Annotated in this window: 16 protein-coding genes; 5 read left to right on the top strand and 11 right to left on the bottom strand. The window is 67.1% G+C overall.

From position 1 onward, the window contains the following. Positions 1-64: 64 nt before the first annotated feature. From ACQKLX_RS01155 to ACQKLX_RS01135, 5 genes are all read right to left on the bottom strand, one after another. The gene (locus ACQKLX_RS01155; RefSeq protein WP_427358719.1) at positions 65-841 is read right to left on the bottom strand and encodes a DUF899 domain-containing protein; all 777 of its coding nucleotides are present in this window, start codon (positions 839-841) and stop codon (positions 65-67) included. Between the two features lie 203 nt (positions 842-1044). Continuing rightward, the gene (locus ACQKLX_RS01150; RefSeq protein ID WP_427358717.1) at positions 1045-2307 is read right to left on the bottom strand and encodes an RNA polymerase sigma factor; all 1263 of its coding nucleotides are present in this window, start codon (positions 2305-2307) and stop codon (positions 1045-1047) included. 2 nt (positions 2308-2309) lie between these two features. Further along, positions 2310-2675, bottom strand: coding sequence for a YciI family protein (locus ACQKLX_RS01145; protein ID WP_326873614.1), 366 nt, complete (start codon positions 2673-2675; stop codon positions 2310-2312). 255 nt (positions 2676-2930) lie between these two features. After that, a complete protein-coding gene (locus ACQKLX_RS01140; protein WP_427358715.1) occupies positions 2931-3965 on the bottom strand; it encodes an aldo/keto reductase in 1035 nt (344 codons plus the stop codon). 34 nt (positions 3966-3999) lie between these two features. Further along, a complete protein-coding gene (locus ACQKLX_RS01135) occupies positions 4000-5190 on the bottom strand; it encodes an MFS transporter (protein ID WP_427358713.1) in 1191 nt (396 codons plus the stop codon). Positions 5191-5297: 107 nt separating this feature from the next. Between ACQKLX_RS01135 and ACQKLX_RS01130 the strand changes: the two genes are divergently transcribed. Then, positions 5298-6212 carry a LysR family transcriptional regulator gene (locus ACQKLX_RS01130; RefSeq protein WP_427358711.1) on the top strand — a complete coding sequence of 305 codons (915 nt, stop codon included), beginning with the start codon at positions 5298-5300 and terminating at the stop codon, positions 6210-6212. Between the two features lie 179 nt (positions 6213-6391). On the opposite strand, the gene ACQKLX_RS01125 is transcribed toward ACQKLX_RS01130, so the two are convergent. From ACQKLX_RS01125 to ACQKLX_RS01105, 5 genes are all read right to left on the bottom strand, one after another. After that, positions 6392-7186, bottom strand: coding sequence for an ABC transporter ATP-binding protein (locus ACQKLX_RS01125; protein ID WP_427358709.1), 795 nt, complete (start codon positions 7184-7186; stop codon positions 6392-6394). Then, positions 7183-8106 (bottom strand): ABC transporter permease, encoded by a 924-nt coding sequence (locus tag ACQKLX_RS01120; RefSeq protein WP_427358708.1) that lies wholly within the window; start codon positions 8104-8106, stop codon positions 7183-7185. Before ACQKLX_RS01120 ends, ACQKLX_RS01125 begins: the two co-directional genes overlap by 4 nt. 74 nt (positions 8107-8180) lie before the next feature. Further along, a complete protein-coding gene (locus ACQKLX_RS01115; RefSeq protein ID WP_427358707.1) occupies positions 8181-9155 on the bottom strand; it encodes an ABC transporter substrate-binding protein in 975 nt (324 codons plus the stop codon). A gap of 218 nt (positions 9156-9373) precedes the next feature. Beyond that, positions 9374-10888: an anthranilate synthase component I gene (gene trpE, locus ACQKLX_RS01110; RefSeq protein ID WP_427358706.1), complete on the bottom strand. Its 1515-nt coding sequence runs from the start codon at positions 10886-10888 to the stop codon at positions 9374-9376. Positions 10889-10898: 10 nt separating this feature from the next. After that, the gene (locus ACQKLX_RS01105; RefSeq protein ID WP_427358704.1) at positions 10899-12806 is read right to left on the bottom strand and encodes a peptidylprolyl isomerase; all 1908 of its coding nucleotides are present in this window, start codon (positions 12804-12806) and stop codon (positions 10899-10901) included. 148 nt (positions 12807-12954) lie between these two features. Between ACQKLX_RS01105 and tpiA the strand changes: the two genes are divergently transcribed. The 3 genes from tpiA (at position 12955) to ACQKLX_RS01090 (ending at position 15994) form a co-directional block, all read left to right on the top strand. Next, on the top strand, positions 12955-13716 hold the full coding sequence (gene tpiA / locus ACQKLX_RS01100; RefSeq protein WP_427358702.1) for a triose-phosphate isomerase: 762 nt from the start codon (positions 12955-12957) through the stop codon (positions 13714-13716). A gap of 120 nt (positions 13717-13836) precedes the next feature. Beyond that, positions 13837-14241 carry a preprotein translocase subunit SecG gene (gene secG / locus ACQKLX_RS01095; RefSeq protein WP_427358700.1) on the top strand — a complete coding sequence of 135 codons (405 nt, stop codon included), beginning with the start codon at positions 13837-13839 and terminating at the stop codon, positions 14239-14241. Between the two features lie 124 nt (positions 14242-14365). Then, complete coding sequence (locus ACQKLX_RS01090) at positions 14366-15994, top strand: CTP synthase (protein WP_427358699.1); 1629 nt, start codon at positions 14366-14368, stop codon at positions 15992-15994. Between the two features lie 121 nt (positions 15995-16115). Here ACQKLX_RS01090 and ACQKLX_RS01085 read toward each other — a convergent pair whose 3' ends face one another. Beyond that, positions 16116-16517 (bottom strand): GFA family protein, encoded by a 402-nt coding sequence (locus ACQKLX_RS01085; RefSeq protein ID WP_427358697.1) that lies wholly within the window; start codon positions 16515-16517, stop codon positions 16116-16118. A gap of 117 nt (positions 16518-16634) precedes the next feature. Here ACQKLX_RS01085 and ACQKLX_RS01080 point away from each other — a divergent pair, with 117 nt between their 5' ends. After that, positions 16635-17036 (top strand): DUF350 domain-containing protein, encoded by a 402-nt coding sequence (locus ACQKLX_RS01080; protein ID WP_427358696.1) that lies wholly within the window; start codon positions 16635-16637, stop codon positions 17034-17036. Positions 17037-17038: the final 2 nt, after the last annotated feature.

The following is a 17038-nucleotide window of genomic DNA, read 5'->3' as shown; positions in this document are numbered from 1 at the left end:
GCTGCAAGGACGCTGGCGCCTTCCGCGATCCGACATGGCACCGGAATTTTTTTCGCGCCGTGTCTCAACCCGTCGCCGGAGCGTGGCAGCAGGACGCCGACGGCTCCTGGCGCCAGCGGCCGGTCATGTCGGTCTTGCCGGGCGTGTCGTAGCGGTCGTGCGGGCGGACCCAGTCGGTGAGGTTGCCGGCCGGACCGGTCTCGTTGCGGCCCTTCGGCGTCAGGTCGAGATACATGTAGGTGCCCAGTACTTCCTCGGCGCCGCGGCCAAAGGTCGAGTAGGTCTGGTAGATCGCGCCGTCGCCGTCTTTCTCGAAGACGGTATGGCCGGACAGGTCTTCCAGAGGCGAGGCGATCGTCTCGAAATTGTAGAAGGCGTTGGCGAGCTGCTCCGGCGTGTAGGAGACGTCGAAATCGTAGTTGAAGTCGCTGTCATGGGAAGAGACCCAGTGGAAGCGCCAGCCCATGCGGGTCTTGTAGGCCTCGATCTCGGCGAGCGGCGCGCGCGCCACCGCGACATAGGCGACGTCGTGCCGTTCGAGATGCCTGAGCATGCCATCGACATGATCCGACTCGAAGGAGCAGCCGACGCAACCCTCGATCTGGCCGGGCGCCAGCATGAAATGCTTGACGATGAGCTGGCTGCGGCCGCGGAAGAGGTCGGCGAGCGTCTGCTTCCCGGTTGGCGTATCGAAGACATATTCCTTCTCGATCCGGATGCGCGGGAGAGCGCGGCGCTCGGCGGCGATCGCATCGCGCTGGCGGGTCAGCGCCTTCTCCTTGACGAGCAGGGCCTTGCGGGCGGCGATCCAGTCTTCCTTGCTGACGGTGGTCTGCGTCATGGTCGGTCTCCTCGCTGCACTGGCCGCTTCCGATCCTGAAATTCAGGATTCTGGAGCAAGCGGTTGTCATCGACGAGTTTTTGGCCGCGGCCTTGTTCAGCTGCTGTCATTCGCTCGTCGCCCCTTTGAGACAAGGACGAAGGAGCGGGTGCGGTGCCGACACCGCGCCTCAAAAAATCTTCAGCAACGATCCGTCTCCGGCGTCAGCCGTTTGCGACCTGCCCGCTCTCGCGCATCAGCCGGTCGATATGCTGGCGGATATGGGCGGCTTCGCTGGCCGAGCCGGCCAGCGCAATGGCCCGGTCGAAGGTCGTTCGCGCCTCGCGGTCGCGGCCGAGCTGCATCAGCAACCAGCCCTTGAAGCCGAAGAAGTAGAAATACCCCGAGAGCTGCTGTTCCAGCGGTTCGACTATGGCGAGCGCAGCTTCGGGCCCACGCAGCTTGGCGATGGCGACGGCGCGGTTGAGCGTGATGACCGGAGAGGGCTGGATATGCTCCAGCGTGGCGTAAAGGATGTCGATCTGCGCCCAGTCGGTCTCCTCCGGCCGCTTTGCGCGACTGTGGACGCCGGCGATCGCCGCCTGGATCTGGTAAGGGCCCGGCTTGCGATGGCGCATCGCCTTGTCGACCAGCGCCAGGCCCTCGGCGGTCATTTCGCGGTCCCAGAGCGTCCGGTCCTGGTCATCGAGCAGAATGATCTGGCCGTCGGCAGCGAGCCGCGCCGCAGCGCGGGCATGCTGGAGCAGCATCAGCGCCAGCAGCCCCATGATCTCCGGCTCGGTCTGGAACAGGCGCAGCAGCAGCCGCGTCAGCCTGATCGCCTCCTCGCTGAAAGGGCGGCGGCGGTCGCTCTCGGCGCCGCTTGCCGAGTAGCCCTCGTTGAAGACGAGGTAGAGCATCGCCGCAACCGCAGCGAGGCGCTCGGCTCGTTCGACCGGGCCGGGCGTCTCGAACGGGACGTGGGCAGCGGCGACGCGGGCCTTGGCGCGGGTGATGCGCTGCTCCATCGCGCTCTCGCCGACGAGGAAGGCGCGGGCGATCTGCTTGACGCTGAGGCCCGAGACGATGCGCAGGGCGAGGGCGACCTGCTGCGTCGCCGGCAGATCGGGATGGCAGCAGATGAACAGCAGGCGCAGGATATCGTCGCGGTAATGGCCGCCGTCGAGCCGCTCGGCGACCTCGCTCTCGGCATCGCCGAGATCGGAGAGCCGGTCCTCGTCCGGCAGGGCTTCCTGTTTCTTCTGCCGCCTGACCTGGTCGAGCGCGACATTGCGGCCGACGAAGATCAGCCAGGCGGCGGGATCGCGCGGCGGGCCGTTCTGCGGCCAGGTCCGGAGCGCCCTGAGGCAAGCCTCCTGATAGGCCTCCTCGGCGATGTCGAGATCGCGGAAATAGCGCAGCAGGGCGCTGATCGCCTGAGGGCGCGCCGAGGTCAGCGCCGCATGGATCCAGGCGATCTCGGCCATGATCAGACTCCGGCCGGATAGTAGACGGCGAGCGGACGGACCTCGAAGGCGCCGCCCGGATTGGCCTCGCCGAGCTCCCGGGCGATGCCGAGCGCCTCGTCGAGATCGGCGACGTCGACGATGTAGAAGCCGAGGAACTGCTCCTTGGTCTCGGCGAAGGGGCCGTCGATGATCAGCGGCGGATCGCGGTCCTTGCGCAGCGTCGTCGCAGCCGTTGTCGGCAGCAGGCGCGCCACTGGGCCAAGTTTGCCCTCCTTGGCGATGCGCTGGCGGATCTTCTCGAGGCGGCCCATGACCTCCTCGTTCTGCTCCTTCGTCCAGGCCGTGACGACCTCTTCGGAATGATAGCAAAGGATGGCGTAGTGCATGCGCGGCGCTCCGGTTCAGGCCAAGGACGTTCGGCCGGGCCGGCAGCCGACAAGGCCGCGCGAAAAAAATCAAGCCGTCGACGTGTTGTGCGGACGCAACTGCGTCCGCTCCCTCAGCCCTCATCCTGAGGAGCCGCGCAGCGGCGTCTCGAAGGATGCTCCAGATGGTTCCGGAGCCTCCTGAAGCATCCTTCGAGACGCGATCTTGCGATCGCTCCTCAGGATGAGGGCTGAGAAAACTGTTTGGTCTTGCCTTCACACCACCGGCGGGTTGAGCCGGGCGAAGCCCTCCTGGCGATGATAGGGGAAGGCCGGGTAGGGCGGCACCGTCGCGCTGGCCTTGTCCAGCCTTGCGATCTGCTCCGGCGTCAGGGCCCAGCCGATGGCGCCGAGATTGTCGCGCAGTTGCTGCTCGTTGCGGGCGCCGATGATCACCGAGGCGACGGTCGGGCGCTGCAGCAGCCAGTTGATCGCGATCTGCGGAACGGTCCTGCCGGTTTCCTCGGCGAGCGCATCAAGCACGTCGACGATGTCGTAGAGCTTCTCGTCGTCGACCGGCGGGCCGAAATCGGCGGTCTGGTGCAGGCGGCTGCCCTCGGGCAGCTTCTGTCCGCGCCGGATCTTGCCGGTGAGGCGGCCCCAGCCGAGTGGGCTCCAGACGAGGGCGCCGACGCCCTGGTCGAGGCCGAGCGGCATCAGGTCGAACTCGTAGTCGCGGCCGACAAGCGAATAATAGACCTGATGGGCGACATAGCGCGGGAAGCCGTGCTTCTCGGCCAGCGCCAGCGACTTCATCAATTGCCAGCCGGCGAAGTTGGAGACGCCGACCTGGCGGATCTTGCCGGCGCGGACCAGTGCATCGAGCGTCGACAGCACCTCCTCGATCGGCGTGAAGGCGTCGAAAGCATGGAGCTGAAGCAGGTCGATATGATCGCTGCCGAGCCGGCGCAGCGCGGCCTCGGTGCCGTCGATCAGCCGGCTGCGCGATGAGCCGGCCTCATTGGGGCCGTCGCCCATAGGCAAGCTCATCTTGGTCGAGACCAGGACCTTGTCGCGCCGCCCCTTGATCGCCGCGCCGAGAATCTCCTCGGAAGCGCCGTTCGAATAGACGTCGGCAGTGTCAAACAGGTTGAGGCCGGCTTCGAGGCAGATGTCGATAAGGCGGGTCGCTTCCTTGGCATCGCTGGTGCCCCAGGCGCTGAAGAGCGGGCCCTGGCCGCCGAAGGTGCCGGCGCCGAAGCTGAGGGCGGGAACCTTGAGGCCGGAGCGGCCGAGATATCTGTATTCCATGGTCGAGTTCCTTATCCTAAGTCTCTGACGGTATTCACTGCGGGCAGGATGCGGGCGCGGTCTGCAATGCCGTTTGCGGGCGCTTGTCGAGGCGCAGGCTGATCACTGCCAGCACCAGGCTCGCCAGCGGCACCAAGGCAGCGACCCAGGTCACGGCGCCGAGCCCGGGCCCATGATCGATGGTGATGCCACCAAGCCAGGCGCCGAAGGCATTGCCGAGGTTGAAGGCGGCAATGTTGAGGCTGGAGGCAAGATTGCGCCCGGCCGGTCCGGCCTTGTCGAGCACGCGCATCTGCAAGGGCGCGACGGTGGCGAAAGCGGCCGCTCCGATCAGGCCGACGAAGATCGTGACCGCGATGGGATTGCGCAGCGTCGCGGTCATCGCGAAGAGCACGATGGCGAGAGTCGCCGTGGTCGCGAGCAGCGCGACGGGCAGATTGCGGTCGGCGAGCTTGCCGCCGAGCATGTTGCCGACGATCAGGCCGAGGCCGAAGAGCAGCAGGATTGGTGACACCGCCTCCTGCGAGAAGCCGGTGATCTCGACCAGGATCGGCTGGATATAGGTGAAGACCGCGAAGACGCCGCCGAAGCCGAGCACGGTCATGGCGAGGCCGAGCAGCACCTGCGGATCGGCGAGGGTCGCGAGCTCCTGGCGCAGCGGAGGAACCTCGACCTTGCCCTTGTCGGCCGGGACGAGGCGAGCGAGCACCAGCATGGCGATGATGCCGATCACGGCGATGGTCCAGAAGGTGGCGCGCCAGCCGAAATGCAGGCCGAGCCAGGCGCCGGCGGGCACGCCGAGCAGGGTTGCGATGGTGAGGCCGGTGAACATCACGGCGATCGCGGAAGCCTTCTTGTCCTCGGGGACGAGGCTGGTCGCGACCACCGAGCCGACGCCGAAGAAGGTGCCGTGGGCCAGCGAGGTGACGATGCGGGCCGCCATGAGCAGGCCGTAACTCGGGGCGAGCGCACAGGCGATGTTGCCGAGGGTGAAGATCGCCATCAGCAGGATCAGAACCTGCTTGCGCGGCAGCTTGCGGGTGGCGAGGGTCAGCACCGGCGCGCCGACGAAGACGCCGAGGGCATAGCCGGAAATCAGCAGGCCGGTCATCGCGACCGAGACCTGCAGATCGGCGGCAACCTGCAGCAATAGGCCCATAATGACGAATTCGGTGGTGCCGATGCCGAAGGCACCGGCGGTGAGGGCATAGACGGCAATGGGCATGGGAGGCTCCGCGCACTACGCAAGGAAACGGGTCCCAGCCAGATGGTGCAATGCGGTGATTTGAACTAGGATGCTGTCGGTAACATCACTTGTGACTTGAGTTCACCATGGCAGCCCTGCTCAGCAACCGCTCCGGCGAGATGGAAGTGTTCGCGGCCGTGGTCGAGCGCGGCGGCTTCTCCGCCGCGGCCAAGCTCTTCGGCATGACGCCGTCGGCCGTCAGCAAGCTGGTCACGCGGTTGGAGGCTAGGCTCGGCGCCCGGCTGATCAATCGCTCGACACGCAAGCTGCAACTGACGGCGGAGGGGCAAGCCTTCCACCAGCGTTGCGTAACGATCCTCTCCGACATCGCCGAAGCCGAGTGCGAGGCGGCGGCCGGGCGGGCGCCGCGCGGGCGGGTGCGGGTCAATGCCAATGTCGCCTTCGGCAACCAAATTCTGCTGCCGCTGCTGCCGGCTTTCCTCGCCGAGCATCCCGAGCTCTCGGTCGATCTCGTCTTCACCGACCAGGTTGTCGATCTGATCGAGGAGCGGGCCGATATCGCGATCCGGGTCGCGCCGGGGCCTCTGCGCGGCAACCAACTGATGGCACGCAAGATCGGCGAGAGCGGCGTCGCTGTCGTCGCCTCGCCCGGTTATCTCGCCCGCCATGGCGAGCCGAAAACGCCGGCCGATCTGGCGAAGCACAATCTGATCGGCTTCAACTTCGCTAGGTCGGTCGAGGGCTGGCCGTTTCGGGTCGACGGCGCGCTGATCTCGATCGCCGCGGTCGGCAACACCCAGGTCGGCGATGGCGAGATCGCCCGCCAGCTCGCCGTCGCCGGAGTTGGCCTGGCGCGGCTGGGGCGCTTTCATACCCAGTCCGAGGTCGCCGCGGGGCGGCTCGTCACGGTGCTCGACGACTTCAACCCCGGTGACATCGAAGTCATCCACGCCGTCTATCTCGGGCAGGGTGGCTTCGTGCCGGCGCGGATGCGCGCCTTCATCGACTTCCTGGCGCGGAATGTGAAGATTCGGGCCTAGGGTCCCGGGATTTTACTGGGAACCAACACCGTCATCCTGGACAAGCCGCGAAGCGGCGCAGCTCCGGGATCCATCGGAGGGCTCCGCAGCTCTACGATGGATCCCGGGACGAGCTTCGCTCGCCCAGGATGACGAGAGTGGTTCCGTGCGAAGTCACCACACTCTACAGCCCGTAGAACTCAGCTCAGCAGCAGGCTGTCATCCGAGAGCTCCTCGCCGCGCACCTGTTTGAACAGACGCAGCAGGTCGGGAACGTCCATCGCCCTGCGACGCTCGCCCGCGATGTCGAAGACGACCTTGCCCTCGTGCAGCATCACGGTGCGGCTGCCATGGTCGAGCGCGTCGCGCATCGAATGGGTGACCATCAGGGCGGTCAGCTTCTGTTCGTCGACGATGCGCCGGGTCAAATCGAGCACGAAAGCAGCGGTGCGCGGATCGAGCGCCGCCGTGTGCTCGTCGAGCAGCAGGGTCTTGGTGCCCGCCAGCGTCGACATCAGCAGGCTGACCGCCTGGCGCTGACCGCCCGACAGCAGGCCCATCGAATCGCCGAGGCGGTTCTCCAGCCCGAGCCCGAGCATCGAGAGCTTGTCGCGGAACAGGGATCGGCGGGAACGGTCGAGCGCCGCGCCGAGGCCGCGGGCGCGGCCGCGCGCCTGGGCCAGCGCCATGTTCTCTTCGATCGTCAGGCGCTCGCAGGTGCCGGCCATCGGGTCCTGGAAGACGCGGGCGATCAGGCTGGCGCGCTTCGGGGTCGGCCAGCGCGTCACATCGATGCCGTCGACCTCGACCGTGCCGCGCTCGGCCCTTGCGTCGCCGCTGAGAACGTTGAGCAGCGTCGACTTGCCGGCGCCATTCGAGCCGATGACGGTGATGAACTCGCCATCGGCCACCGTCAGATCGAGCCCGCGCAGAGCCCGGTTCTCAAGCGGCGTGCCGCGCCCGAAGGTGACGTGGACATCCCGGACGCTGATCATGGCGCGCTCCGCTTGAACAGGCTGCGCAGCGGATTGGCGACGCCAGGCAGCATCAGCGCGATGCCGACCAACACTGCGGTGACGAGGTTGAGGTCGGAGGCGCGCAGGCCGAGCCAGCCGGCGTTGAGCGCGAGCGCGATGGCGAGCCGGTAGGCGATGGCGCCGATCAGGCAGGAGAAGATCGCGACGACGATCGACTTGGTGCGGAAGATCGTCTCGCCGAGGATGACGGCGGCAAGGCCGGCGATGATGGTGCCGGTGCCGATGCTGACATCGGCGAAGCCTGCCGTCTGCGCGAACAACGCCCCGGCGAGCGCGACGAGGCCGTTCGAGAGGGCGACGCCGACATAGACGTGCATGTCGGTGCGGATGCCCTGCGCCCGCGCCATGCGCGGATTGGCGCCGGTGGCGCGCATCGCCAGGCCGAACTCGGTCTTGAGGAAGCGCGCGATCAGGGCGGCGATCACCGTGACGATGATCAGCAGCGCCAGTACGCGCAGCGTCGGGCGGCCGGGCAGGCCGGTGGCGGCGATCAGCGGGTTCAGCCAGGCGAAGAAGTCGATCACCGTCGGCCGGTTCATCAGCGGGATATTGGGCACGCCCATTACCCTGAGATTGATCGAGAACAGCGCCGTCATCGTCAGGATGCCGGCGAGGAGATGCAGGATCGCGAAGCGGATGTTGAGCCAGGCGGTGACGCTGCCTGCAAGGCAGCCGGCGACGATCGCCGCCAGCGTCGCGAAAAGCGGATTGACCCCGCCCGCGATCATCGCCGCCGCGACGGCCGCGCCGAGCGGCAAGGTGCCGTCGACCGTCAGGTCGGGGAAGTCGAGGACGCGGAAGGTGATGTAGACGCCGAGCGCCACGAGAGCGAACACCAGTCCGATCTCGATGGCGCCCAGGGTGGCGATGAGACTCATCGGTCGCCCTTGTTCTGTTCTGGAATGGGTAGGCGGCCGGTCGCGGCGGCGCAGGACGCCGCCGCGGCTTCAGGTCAGTTGATCACCTGCTTGGCGCGGGCCTGCACGGCGGCCGGGATCGTCACGCCCATGGCCGCGGCGGCCTTGGCGTTGATGACGAGGTTGCTGCCGCTGGCGTTCTTGACCGGGATCGTACCGGGCTTCTCGCCTTTGAGGACCCGAGCCACGACGGCGCCGGTCTCCAGGCCGACCTGGAAATAGTCGAAGCCGATCGAGGCGACCGAGCCCTTCTGGACCGACTCGGTGTCGCCTGTGAAGATCGGCAGCTTGTTGTCTGTGCCGACGGCCAGCACCGTGCCGAGCGCCGAGATGATGGTGTTGTCGGTCGGCAGGTAGATCGCATCGACCTTGCCGACCAGGCTCTGCGCCGCGGCCGAGACGTCGGCGGTGCGGCCGGCCGAGGCCTCGACGATCTGCAGGCTGCGGGCCGGCGCCAGCGCCTTGACCGCGTTGAGCAGCGCGACGCTGTTGGCATCGCCGGGATTGAAGACGACGCCGATCTTCTTGGCCGCGGGGACCAGTTCCTTGATCAGATCGAACTGGGCTTCCAGCGGCGAGAAGTCGGAGATGCCGGTGACGTTGCCACCCGGCGCCTGCTTGTCCTTGACGATCTGGGCGGCAACCGGGTCGGTCACGGCGGTGAAGACCACCGGAATCGTCTGTGTCGCCGTGACCACCGCCTGGGCGGAGGGTGTCGCGATCGCGACGATCACGTTCGGGTTCTCGCCGGCGAATTTCTGGGCGATCTGCGCCGCCGTCGCCGGGGAGCCCTGCGCCGATTCATAGCGGAAGGTGAGATTGGCGCCGTCCTTGTAGCCGGCCTCCTCCAGCGCCTTCTTGACGCCGTCGCGGGCGGCATCGAGCGCCGGATGCTCGACGATGGCGGTGACCGCCACCGTCACCTTCTGGGCCTGCTGCGCCAGGGCGGCCGTTCCGGCGAGAAGCGCCAGGGCAAGACTGCTGCCGATCATGGTTGCGCGCAAACGCATGGTTTCCTCTCCATTTGTCGCCGGGCCCTGTCTGCCCACGTCAGGCATCCGCGCCAGCGGGCAGGGCCGGTTGTGATTGCTGAGTGGCCGTCCGAAGCAACCCAAGGGCTAGGGAGCGGCGCTCTCGACTACCGGCAATATGCGCGGGCCAAAACACACCGCGCAAGTGAGTGAGCATGCGTCTGCGGGAAGCGCGCATGCGAACGAACGCTGCCGTATCACTGTCCTCGCCGGCTGCGCGCCGCGAAGCGCACAGCTTCTTCGGCTGCCTTGAACAGGGCTTTCGCCTTGTTGATGCATTCGAGCTGCTCGGAGGCCGGATTCGAATCATAGACGATGCCGGCGCCGGCCTGGACTTGCATGCGGCCGTCCTGGACGACCGCCGTGCGCAGGACGATGCAGGTGTCCATCTCGCCATTGGCGCCGAAATAGCCGATGCAGCCGCCATAGGCGCCGCGCCCGTCCTTTTCGAGCTCGTCGATGATCTCCATGGCGCGCACCTTGGGCGCGCCGGAGACGGTGCCGGCCGGGAAGCCGGCGGCGAGGGCGGAGAGTGCGTCATGCTCGCCGGAGATGCGTCCCTCGACGTTCGAGACGATGTGCATCACCTGGCTGTAGCGCTCGATGAAGAAGGAATCGGTGACGCTGACGCTGCCGATCTCCGCGACCCGGCCGACATCGTTGCGGCCGAGGTCGAGCAGCATCAGATGCTCGGCTCGCTCCTTCGGATCGGCCAGCAATTCGTCGGCAAGGGCGGCGTCGGCGGCAGGCGTCGCGCCGCGCGGCCTTGTGCCGGCGATCGGCCGGATCGTGACCTTGCCGTCGCGCAGCCGGACCAGGATCTCGGGGCTGGAGCAGACGATCTGGAAAGCCTCGAAATCGAGATAGCAGAGGAAGGGCGCGGGGTTGATCCGCCGCAGCGCGCGGTAGAGCGCGAAGGGCGGCAATTCGAACGGCGCCTCGAAGCGCTGCGACAGCACGACCTGGAAGATGTCGCCGGCGCGGACATATTCCTGCGCCCGCGCCACCATGGCGTGGAATTCGGCCTCGCTGGTGTTCGAGGTCGATTCCGGATGAGGAATGGCGGCGATATCGATGCCGGCCTCGTCAGGCAGGGAACCTTCCAGCGCCCGCACGACGGCATCGAGCCGCTCCTGCGCCCGCTCATGGGCGGCGCGTGCAGGCACGCCGGCTTGCGGGCGTACAGGCGTCACCACCGTGATCTCGTCGCGGATCGAATCGAACACGACCATCAAAGTCGGCCGGGTCAGGATGGCGTCGGGCACGCCTGGACCAGTCGCCTTGGGCTGCGGCAGGCGCTCCATCAGGCGCACCATGTCGTAGCCGAGATAACCGAAGACGCCGGCCGCCATCGGCGGCAGGCCGTCGCGATCGGGGATCGCGCTCTCGGCGAGCAAGGCGCGCAGGGAGTCGAAGGCCGGGCGCGGATCGGAAACGAAATCCTCGCCCTGCGCGAGGCGGCACAGCGAAGCCTCTCCGCGATGGCAGCGCCAGATCAGGTCCGGATCGAGCCCTATCATCGAGTAGCGGCCGCGCACGGCGCCGCCCTCGACCGATTCGAGCAGGAAGGCCGGCCCCTTATAGGCATGGCGCAGCTTCAGGAAGGCGGCGACCGGCGTCTCGCAATCGCCGACCAGCGACAGCGTCAGCAATTGCGGCTCGCCGGCCGCGTAGGCGGCGGCGAAGCGGGCGAAATCGGCTGCCGGATCCATGCGTCCTGCTTCAGTTCTGGCCGCCGGTGGCGTTGCGCAGCGCCGCCTGGTTGACCTGGACGCCTAGGTCGTTCTGCAGCTTGCCGACATATTGGGCGAGCAGGTCCTCGCTGATGCTGTTGGCCAGCAGGCGCACGAAGTTCTCAGCATCCTCCGTAGTGCGGACATAGGGGCTGACCGTCGCCGCCTTGACCTGGAAGACAACGCGGCCGGCATTGTCGACGGCGGCCGAGCCGGCCTTGCCGGCAGGCGTGCCGAAGACCAGCGAGACGACATTGCCTGGCAGGGCGGCGCTCTGGTCCTGGCGGCCGAGCGTCGCGTCCTCATAGGCGAGCCCCTGCGCGAAGGCGATCGCGTCGAGTTTTTCACCGGCGTCGAGCTTCTGCACGATCTCGCGCGCCTTTGCCGAGAGACGGGAGGCGACCTCGTCGGCGCGCCACTGCTTTTCGACCTCGGCCTTGACCTCGTCGAAGCTACGCTCGCGCGGCGGATCGATCTTGCTCACGTCGAACCAGACATAGCCGCCATTGTTCGGCAGGCGGATCGCCTCGTTGTCGACGCCGATATCGGAGCGGAAGAGCGCCTGCTGCGTCGCGTCGCCGCCGGGAAGGGTGGGCTCCTGCGTGCCGTCGGCCTTGCCGAGGCGAGAATCGGCTGGGCCAAAGGTCCGCAAAGCGAGGCCGAACTCCTTGGCGATCTCGGGCAGAGGCTTGGCCGAGGCGCGCTGATCCTCGATCTTGTCGTGCAGCTCGGTCATCTGCTCGCCGGCGCGGCTCGTCGCGACGTCGCGGCGGACCTCGTCGGCCACCTCCTCGAAGCTCTTGAGCCGGGCCGCCTCGATCGTCGGCACGCGCAGCAGCACGACGCCGAAGCCGCCCTGCACGGGCTCGCTGACCGCGCCCTGCGCCAGGGCGAAGGCGGCGTCGCGCACGGCCGGGTCGAACAGGCCCTCGCGGGTGAAGGTACCGAGCGTCAGATCGGCCTCGGCGACATTGCGGCTGGCGCCGACCGCCTCGAAGGTCTCGCCGGCATCGATCCTCGCCTTGGCGGCCTTGGCTTCCTCGATCGAGGGGAAGCCGATCTGCTGGACGGTGCGGCGCTCGGCCGAGCCGAAGCGCTGCGTCTTGATCTGCTCATAGCGGGCGCGGGCGTCGGCATCGCTGACCTTGGCGGGATCGGCGAGGGCGGCGGCGGTCAGCACCAGGACATTGGCGGTGCGATATTCGGGGGCGCGGAAGGCGGCCTTGCGCTCGTCGAAATACTTGCGCAGCACGTCCTCGGCCGGGGCGGCGATCTCGCCGGCGGCGCTTTCGGGCAAGGTGATGTAGCCGATCTCGCGCTGCTCATGGCGCAGGCGGTGGCCGAGTTCCTGGAGCGCAGCCGGCGCAGTGACGGCGCCGACCACCATCTCCGCGAGCTCCTGGCGCATCGTCGCGGCGCGCTGCTCGCGCACGAACTGCTGCTCGTTCATGCCGATCGCACGCAGCAATTCGTTGAAGCGGGCGGGATCGAATTGGCCGGCGGCGTTCTTCAGGTTCGGATCGGCGAACAGGATGTTGCGCACGGTCTCGTCGGAAACGGCGAGGCCCATCTTCGTCGCGGTCTGGTCGAGCGCCGCGTCGGTGACGAGGCGCGAGAGCACGCGCTGGTCGAGGCCGAGCGCCCGCGCCAGATCGGGACTGATCTGGCGGCGCTGCTGGCGCTGCAACTGCTGGATCTCGTTCTGATAGGCGGTGCGGACCTGCTCGAGGCCGATCTCGGTCTTGCCGACGACCGCGACGGCATTGCGGCCATAGCCGCGGAAGATGTCGCCGATGCCCCAGATCGCGAAGGAGATGATCAGGAAGCCGAACATCACGGCGATGATGAGCTTGCCGATCAAGCTCTGCCCCGCCTTGCGGATGCCCTGCATCATCATGGTCTGTCTTTCCGATCCTCTCGCGGCCGTGCCGCTGCGCGCCGCTTATAGGAAGAGCGACGCCGTCCGGCAATCGCTGCGAACCGCCTCGATTGCGATCATGTGACTGCGTTGCTAGAGCCGAATGGACAAGATTTGGAGAGCAGCCGTGACGCGAACGATCAAGCCGCTGGTGGCGGGCAACTGGAAAATGAACGGGCTGAAGGCGGATCTCGCCATCGCGGCCGAGGTCGCAAAGGGCGCCGACGCCGCCTTGCGGCGCGCAGTCGATCTCGCCATCTGCCCGCCTGCGACGCTGCTGTTTACGCTGAGCGCTTCGCTGATCGGCTCGCGCATCGCCACCGGCGGGCAGGATTGCAGCGCCCATGCCAGCGGCGCCTATACCGGCGAAGTCTCGGCGCCGATGCTGGTCGATGCCGGCGCGACCTATGCGATCGTCGGCCATTCCGAGCGCCGCACCCTGCATGGCGAGAGCAATGCGCGGGTGAAGGCCAAGGCCGAGGCGGCGCTGTCGGCGGGGCTGACGCCGATCGTCTGCGTCGGCGAGACCAAGGACGAACGCGAGGCCGGCAAGGCGCTGACGATCGTGAAGAAGCAACTGCGCGGCTCGGTGCCTGACGGCGCGACGGCGGCTTCGCTCGTCGTCGCCTATGAGCCGGTCTGGGCGATCGGCACCGGCCTGACCCCGACCGCGGCCGATGTCGCCGAGATGCACGAGGCGATCCGGGCCGAGCTCGGGCGCATCCTCGGCAAGGCGAGCGCAGCCGGCGTCAGGCTGCTCTATGGCGGCTCGGTCAAGCCGAGCAATGCGGCCGAATTGATGAACGTCGCCAATGTCGACGGCGCGCTCGTCGGCGGCGCCAGCCTCAAGGCCGATGATTTCCTGGCGATCGCGCGCGCCTGCGCCTGATCTGATCAAGGAGATCAAATTCGCGGGTGGCATGGGCGGGAAGCCCATGCTATGGGCAGCGCCGATCCGCGGGATGCCGCCATCTTGGCAGGCGCCCGCGCCATACCCATTTCGTGAGCCATGCAGAACGTTCTCATCGTCATTCACTTGCTGATCGTGATCGCGCTGGTCGGCGTCGTGCTGCTCCAGCGCTCGGAAGGCGGCGGCCTCGGCATGGGCTCCGGCGGTGGCGGTGGCGTCGGCGGTTTCATGACCGGCCGCGGCCAGGCCAATGCGCTGACCCGGGCCACGGCGATCCTTGCCGGCTTGTTCTTCATCACCTCGATCGCGCTCGCGATCATGGCGACGCATGGCCGTACGCAGCGCTCGATCATCGACGGTGCCCCGGCTCCGGCGGGCACAACCGCTCCGGCCGCCCCGAGTGGGCCCTCGGCGCCGAATGCCGGCGGGGTGCTCGATCAGCTCCGGCAGATGCAGAACCAAGGCGGATCACAGCCGCCTCAGCCGGGAACACCGACACGGTGACCGGGACGACAGGGCAGGGGCCGGGAAACCGGCCCTTCTCTTTTGTGGACAAGCACAGAGCACAGGACTGGCCTGCGCAGGCGTGCTTAGCGAATCGAACTCTAGGCGTTAAAGGTGAACTCCCATGACGCGGTATGTTTTCATCACCGGCGGCGTGGTGTCCTCGCTCGGCAAAGGCCTGGCGGCGGCGGCTCTGGCTGCTCTCCTGCAGGCGCGTGGCCATAAGGTCCGCCTGCGCAAGCTCGACCCCTATCTCAATGTCGATCCGGGCACGATGAGCCCGTATCAGCATGGCGAGGTCTTCGTCACCGACGACGGCGCCGAGACCGATCTCGACCTCGGCCATTACGAGCGCTTCACCGGCCGGCCCTGCAACAAGGGCGACAACATCACCACGGGCCGGATCTACATGGACATCCTGACGCGCGAGCGCCGGGGCGACTATCTCGGCGCCACGATCCAGGTGATCCCGCACGTCACCAACGCGATCAAGGAATTCGTCCTCTCCGGCAATGACGGCTACGATTTCGTGCTGGTCGAGATCGGCGGCACGGTCGGCGACATCGAGAGCCTGCCCTTCCTCGAATCGATCCGCCAGATCAGCCAGCAATTGCCACGCGGCCAGTGCATCTTCGTGCACCTGACGCTGCTGCCCTATATCCCGACCGCCGGCGAATTGAAGACCAAGCCGACGCAGCATTCGGTCGCCGAGCTGCGCTCGATCGGCATCCAGCCCGACATCCTGCTCTGCCGCACCGATCGCGAGATCCCGGTCGAGGAGCGGCGCAAGCTCGCGCTGTTCTGCAATGTCCGCGAGACGGCAGTGATCGAGGCACGCGACGTCGCCTCGATCTACGACGTGCCGCTGTCCTACCACGCCGAGGGGCTCGACACCGAGGTGCTCGCAGCGTTCGGCATGGACGACAAGACTCCGCCCGACATCAGCAACTGGCGGCGCATCTCCGAGCGGATCAAGAACCCGGAAGGCGAGGTCACCATCGCCATCGTCGGCAAGTATACCGGGATGAAGGACGCCTATAAGTCGCTGATCGAGGCGCTGACCCATGGCGGCATCGCCAACCGGGTCAAGGTCAACCTCGACTGGATCGAGTCCGAGGTGTTCGAGAAGGAGGACCCGGCGCCCTTCCTCGAGCATGTCCACGGTATCCTGGTCCCCGGCGGTTTCGGCCATCGCGGGGCCGAGGGCAAGATCAAGGCGGCGAGCTTCGCCCGGCAGCGCAAGGTGCCCTATTTCGGCATCTGCTTCGGCATGCAGATGGCGGTGATCGAGGCGGCGCGCTCGCTCGCCGGCGTCAAGGACGCCAATTCGACCGAGTTCGGCCCGACCGAGCAGCCCGTCGTCGGCCTGATGACCGAGTGGATGCGCGGCAACGAGCTGGAGCAGCGTTTCTCCGGCGGTGATCTCGGCGGCACTATGCGGCTCGGCGCTTATCAGTCGAAGCTGTCGGAAGACACCAAGATCGCCAAGATCTACGGCTCGACCGAGATATCCGAGCGGCACCGCCACCGCTACGAGGTCAATATGGGCTATCGCGAGCTGCTCGAGGCCAAGGGTCTGCGCTTTTCCGGCGTCTCGCCCGATGGGCTGCTGCCCGAGACGGTCGAATATCCCGACCATCCCTGGTTCATCGGCGTGCAGTACCATCCGGAGCTGAAGTCGCGCCCGTTCGAGCCGCATCCGCTGTTCGCCAGCTTCGTCGAGGCGGCTGTGGTGCAGAGCCGCCTGGTCTGACGGACGAGCGGGCACTCTTAGCCCTCATCCTGAGGAGCGATCGCAGATCGCGTCTCGAAGGATGCTCCAGATGTCTCCGGAACCTCCTGGAGCAGCCTTCGAGACGCCGCTACGCGGCTCCTCAGTATGAGGGTTCGGAAGGGGCCACTATCGGCACCGCGACCCAAGGGTGGCGATGCTGGGTGTAGACCTGCTTGCCCGGCGCCGGGAACTCCGGATCGGCGAAGGCGCCGACCGCGACCGCGATCATCTCGGGCTTGCGCGCAGCCTCCCAAAAGACCGTGCTGCCGCAGCGCGGGCAGAAGTGCTGCGTGACGTCGAAGCCGCTGTCGGCTTGCCGGCGATAGGCCGTCGCCTCGCCGTCGATCTCGACCTGCGAGCGCGGAAAGAAGGCGGCGATGCCGTAGGTGCTGCCGGTGCGGCGCTGGCATTGCCGGCAATGACAAAGCGAGACGAGCGCTGGATCGCCGCGGCAGATCAGGCTCAGAGCCCCGCAAGAGCATTGGGCATGTCTCTCCTTCATGGGGCTCTCCGTGACATCGTTCGCGCGCCTACAACACACGCCGCGACAGTCTGGCGCAGCGGCGCCGCTGACGTATAGTGAGCGCCTTGACCATCATGGCATGCAAGGGGCGGCAGCATGACGATCTCGATGGCCGGGTTGCCGGCGTTCATCCTTTATTTCTGCGTCGGTTTTGCACTGATCGCCGGCTTCGCCGCGGTCTATATGCGGCTCACCGCTCATGACGAGATCGCGCTGATCCGGGGTGGCAACCTCTCCGCCGCGATCGCCTTCGGTGGCAACCTGATCGGCTTTTCGGTGCCATTGGAGACGGCGATCGAGCAGGCGGCCAGCATTCCCGACCTGGTGATCTGGGCGGTGATCGCCATGGTCGTCCAGTTCGGCGCCTATGGCTTCGCCCGCATCGTCATCCCCGATCTGTCGCGCAAGATCGAGGAGGACCGGATTCCCTCGGCGGCGATGCTGGCGGTGATCGCGGTCCTCAGCGGCACGCTCGCCGCCGCCAGCATGACCTTGTAGGA

Source organism: Allobosea sp. NPDC003192 (genome assembly GCF_050275675.1).
GTDB lineage: Bacteria > Pseudomonadota > Alphaproteobacteria > Rhizobiales > Beijerinckiaceae > Allobosea.
Note: the sequence above shows the minus strand (reverse complement) of the source record. Positions and strands in the feature narration are given on the sequence as shown.

What these genes read in the sequence shown, in the direction of transcription:
- ACQKLX_RS01120 (WP_427358708.1), bottom strand. Translation starts at nt 8,106, where the DNA reads ATGAGTCTCATCGCCACCCTGGGCGCCATCGAGATCGGACTGGTGTTC.
- ACQKLX_RS01145 (WP_326873614.1), bottom strand. Translation starts at nt 2,675, where the DNA reads ATGCACTACGCCATCCTTTGCTATCATTCCGAAGAGGTCGTCACGGCC.
- ACQKLX_RS01105 (WP_427358704.1), bottom strand. Translation starts at nt 12,806, where the DNA reads ATGATGATGCAGGGCATCCGCAAGGCGGGGCAGAGCTTGATCGGCAAG.
- secG (WP_427358700.1), top strand. Translation starts at nt 13,837, where the DNA reads ATGCAGAACGTTCTCATCGTCATTCACTTGCTGATCGTGATCGCGCTG.
- ACQKLX_RS01090 (WP_427358699.1), top strand. Translation starts at nt 14,366, where the DNA reads ATGACGCGGTATGTTTTCATCACCGGCGGCGTGGTGTCCTCGCTCGGC.
- ACQKLX_RS01115 (WP_427358707.1), bottom strand. Translation starts at nt 9,155, where the DNA reads ATGCGTTTGCGCGCAACCATGATCGGCAGCAGTCTTGCCCTGGCGCTT.
- ACQKLX_RS01085 (WP_427358697.1), bottom strand. Translation starts at nt 16,517, where the DNA reads ATGAAGGAGAGACATGCCCAATGCTCTTGCGGGGCTCTGAGCCTGATC.
- ACQKLX_RS01135 (WP_427358713.1), bottom strand. Translation starts at nt 5,190, where the DNA reads ATGCCCATTGCCGTCTATGCCCTCACCGCCGGTGCCTTCGGCATCGGC.
- ACQKLX_RS01140 (WP_427358715.1), bottom strand. Translation starts at nt 3,965, where the DNA reads ATGGAATACAGATATCTCGGCCGCTCCGGCCTCAAGGTTCCCGCCCTC.
- trpE (WP_427358706.1), bottom strand. Translation starts at nt 10,888, where the DNA reads ATGGATCCGGCAGCCGATTTCGCCCGCTTCGCCGCCGCCTACGCGGCC.
- ACQKLX_RS01155 (WP_427358719.1), bottom strand. Translation starts at nt 841, where the DNA reads ATGACGCAGACCACCGTCAGCAAGGAAGACTGGATCGCCGCCCGCAAG.
- ACQKLX_RS01150 (WP_427358717.1), bottom strand. Translation starts at nt 2,307, where the DNA reads ATGGCCGAGATCGCCTGGATCCATGCGGCGCTGACCTCGGCGCGCCCT.
- ACQKLX_RS01125 (WP_427358709.1), bottom strand. Translation starts at nt 7,186, where the DNA reads ATGATCAGCGTCCGGGATGTCCACGTCACCTTCGGGCGCGGCACGCCG.
- ACQKLX_RS01080 (WP_427358696.1), top strand. Translation starts at nt 16,635, where the DNA reads ATGACGATCTCGATGGCCGGGTTGCCGGCGTTCATCCTTTATTTCTGC.
- ACQKLX_RS01130 (WP_427358711.1), top strand. Translation starts at nt 5,298, where the DNA reads ATGGCAGCCCTGCTCAGCAACCGCTCCGGCGAGATGGAAGTGTTCGCG.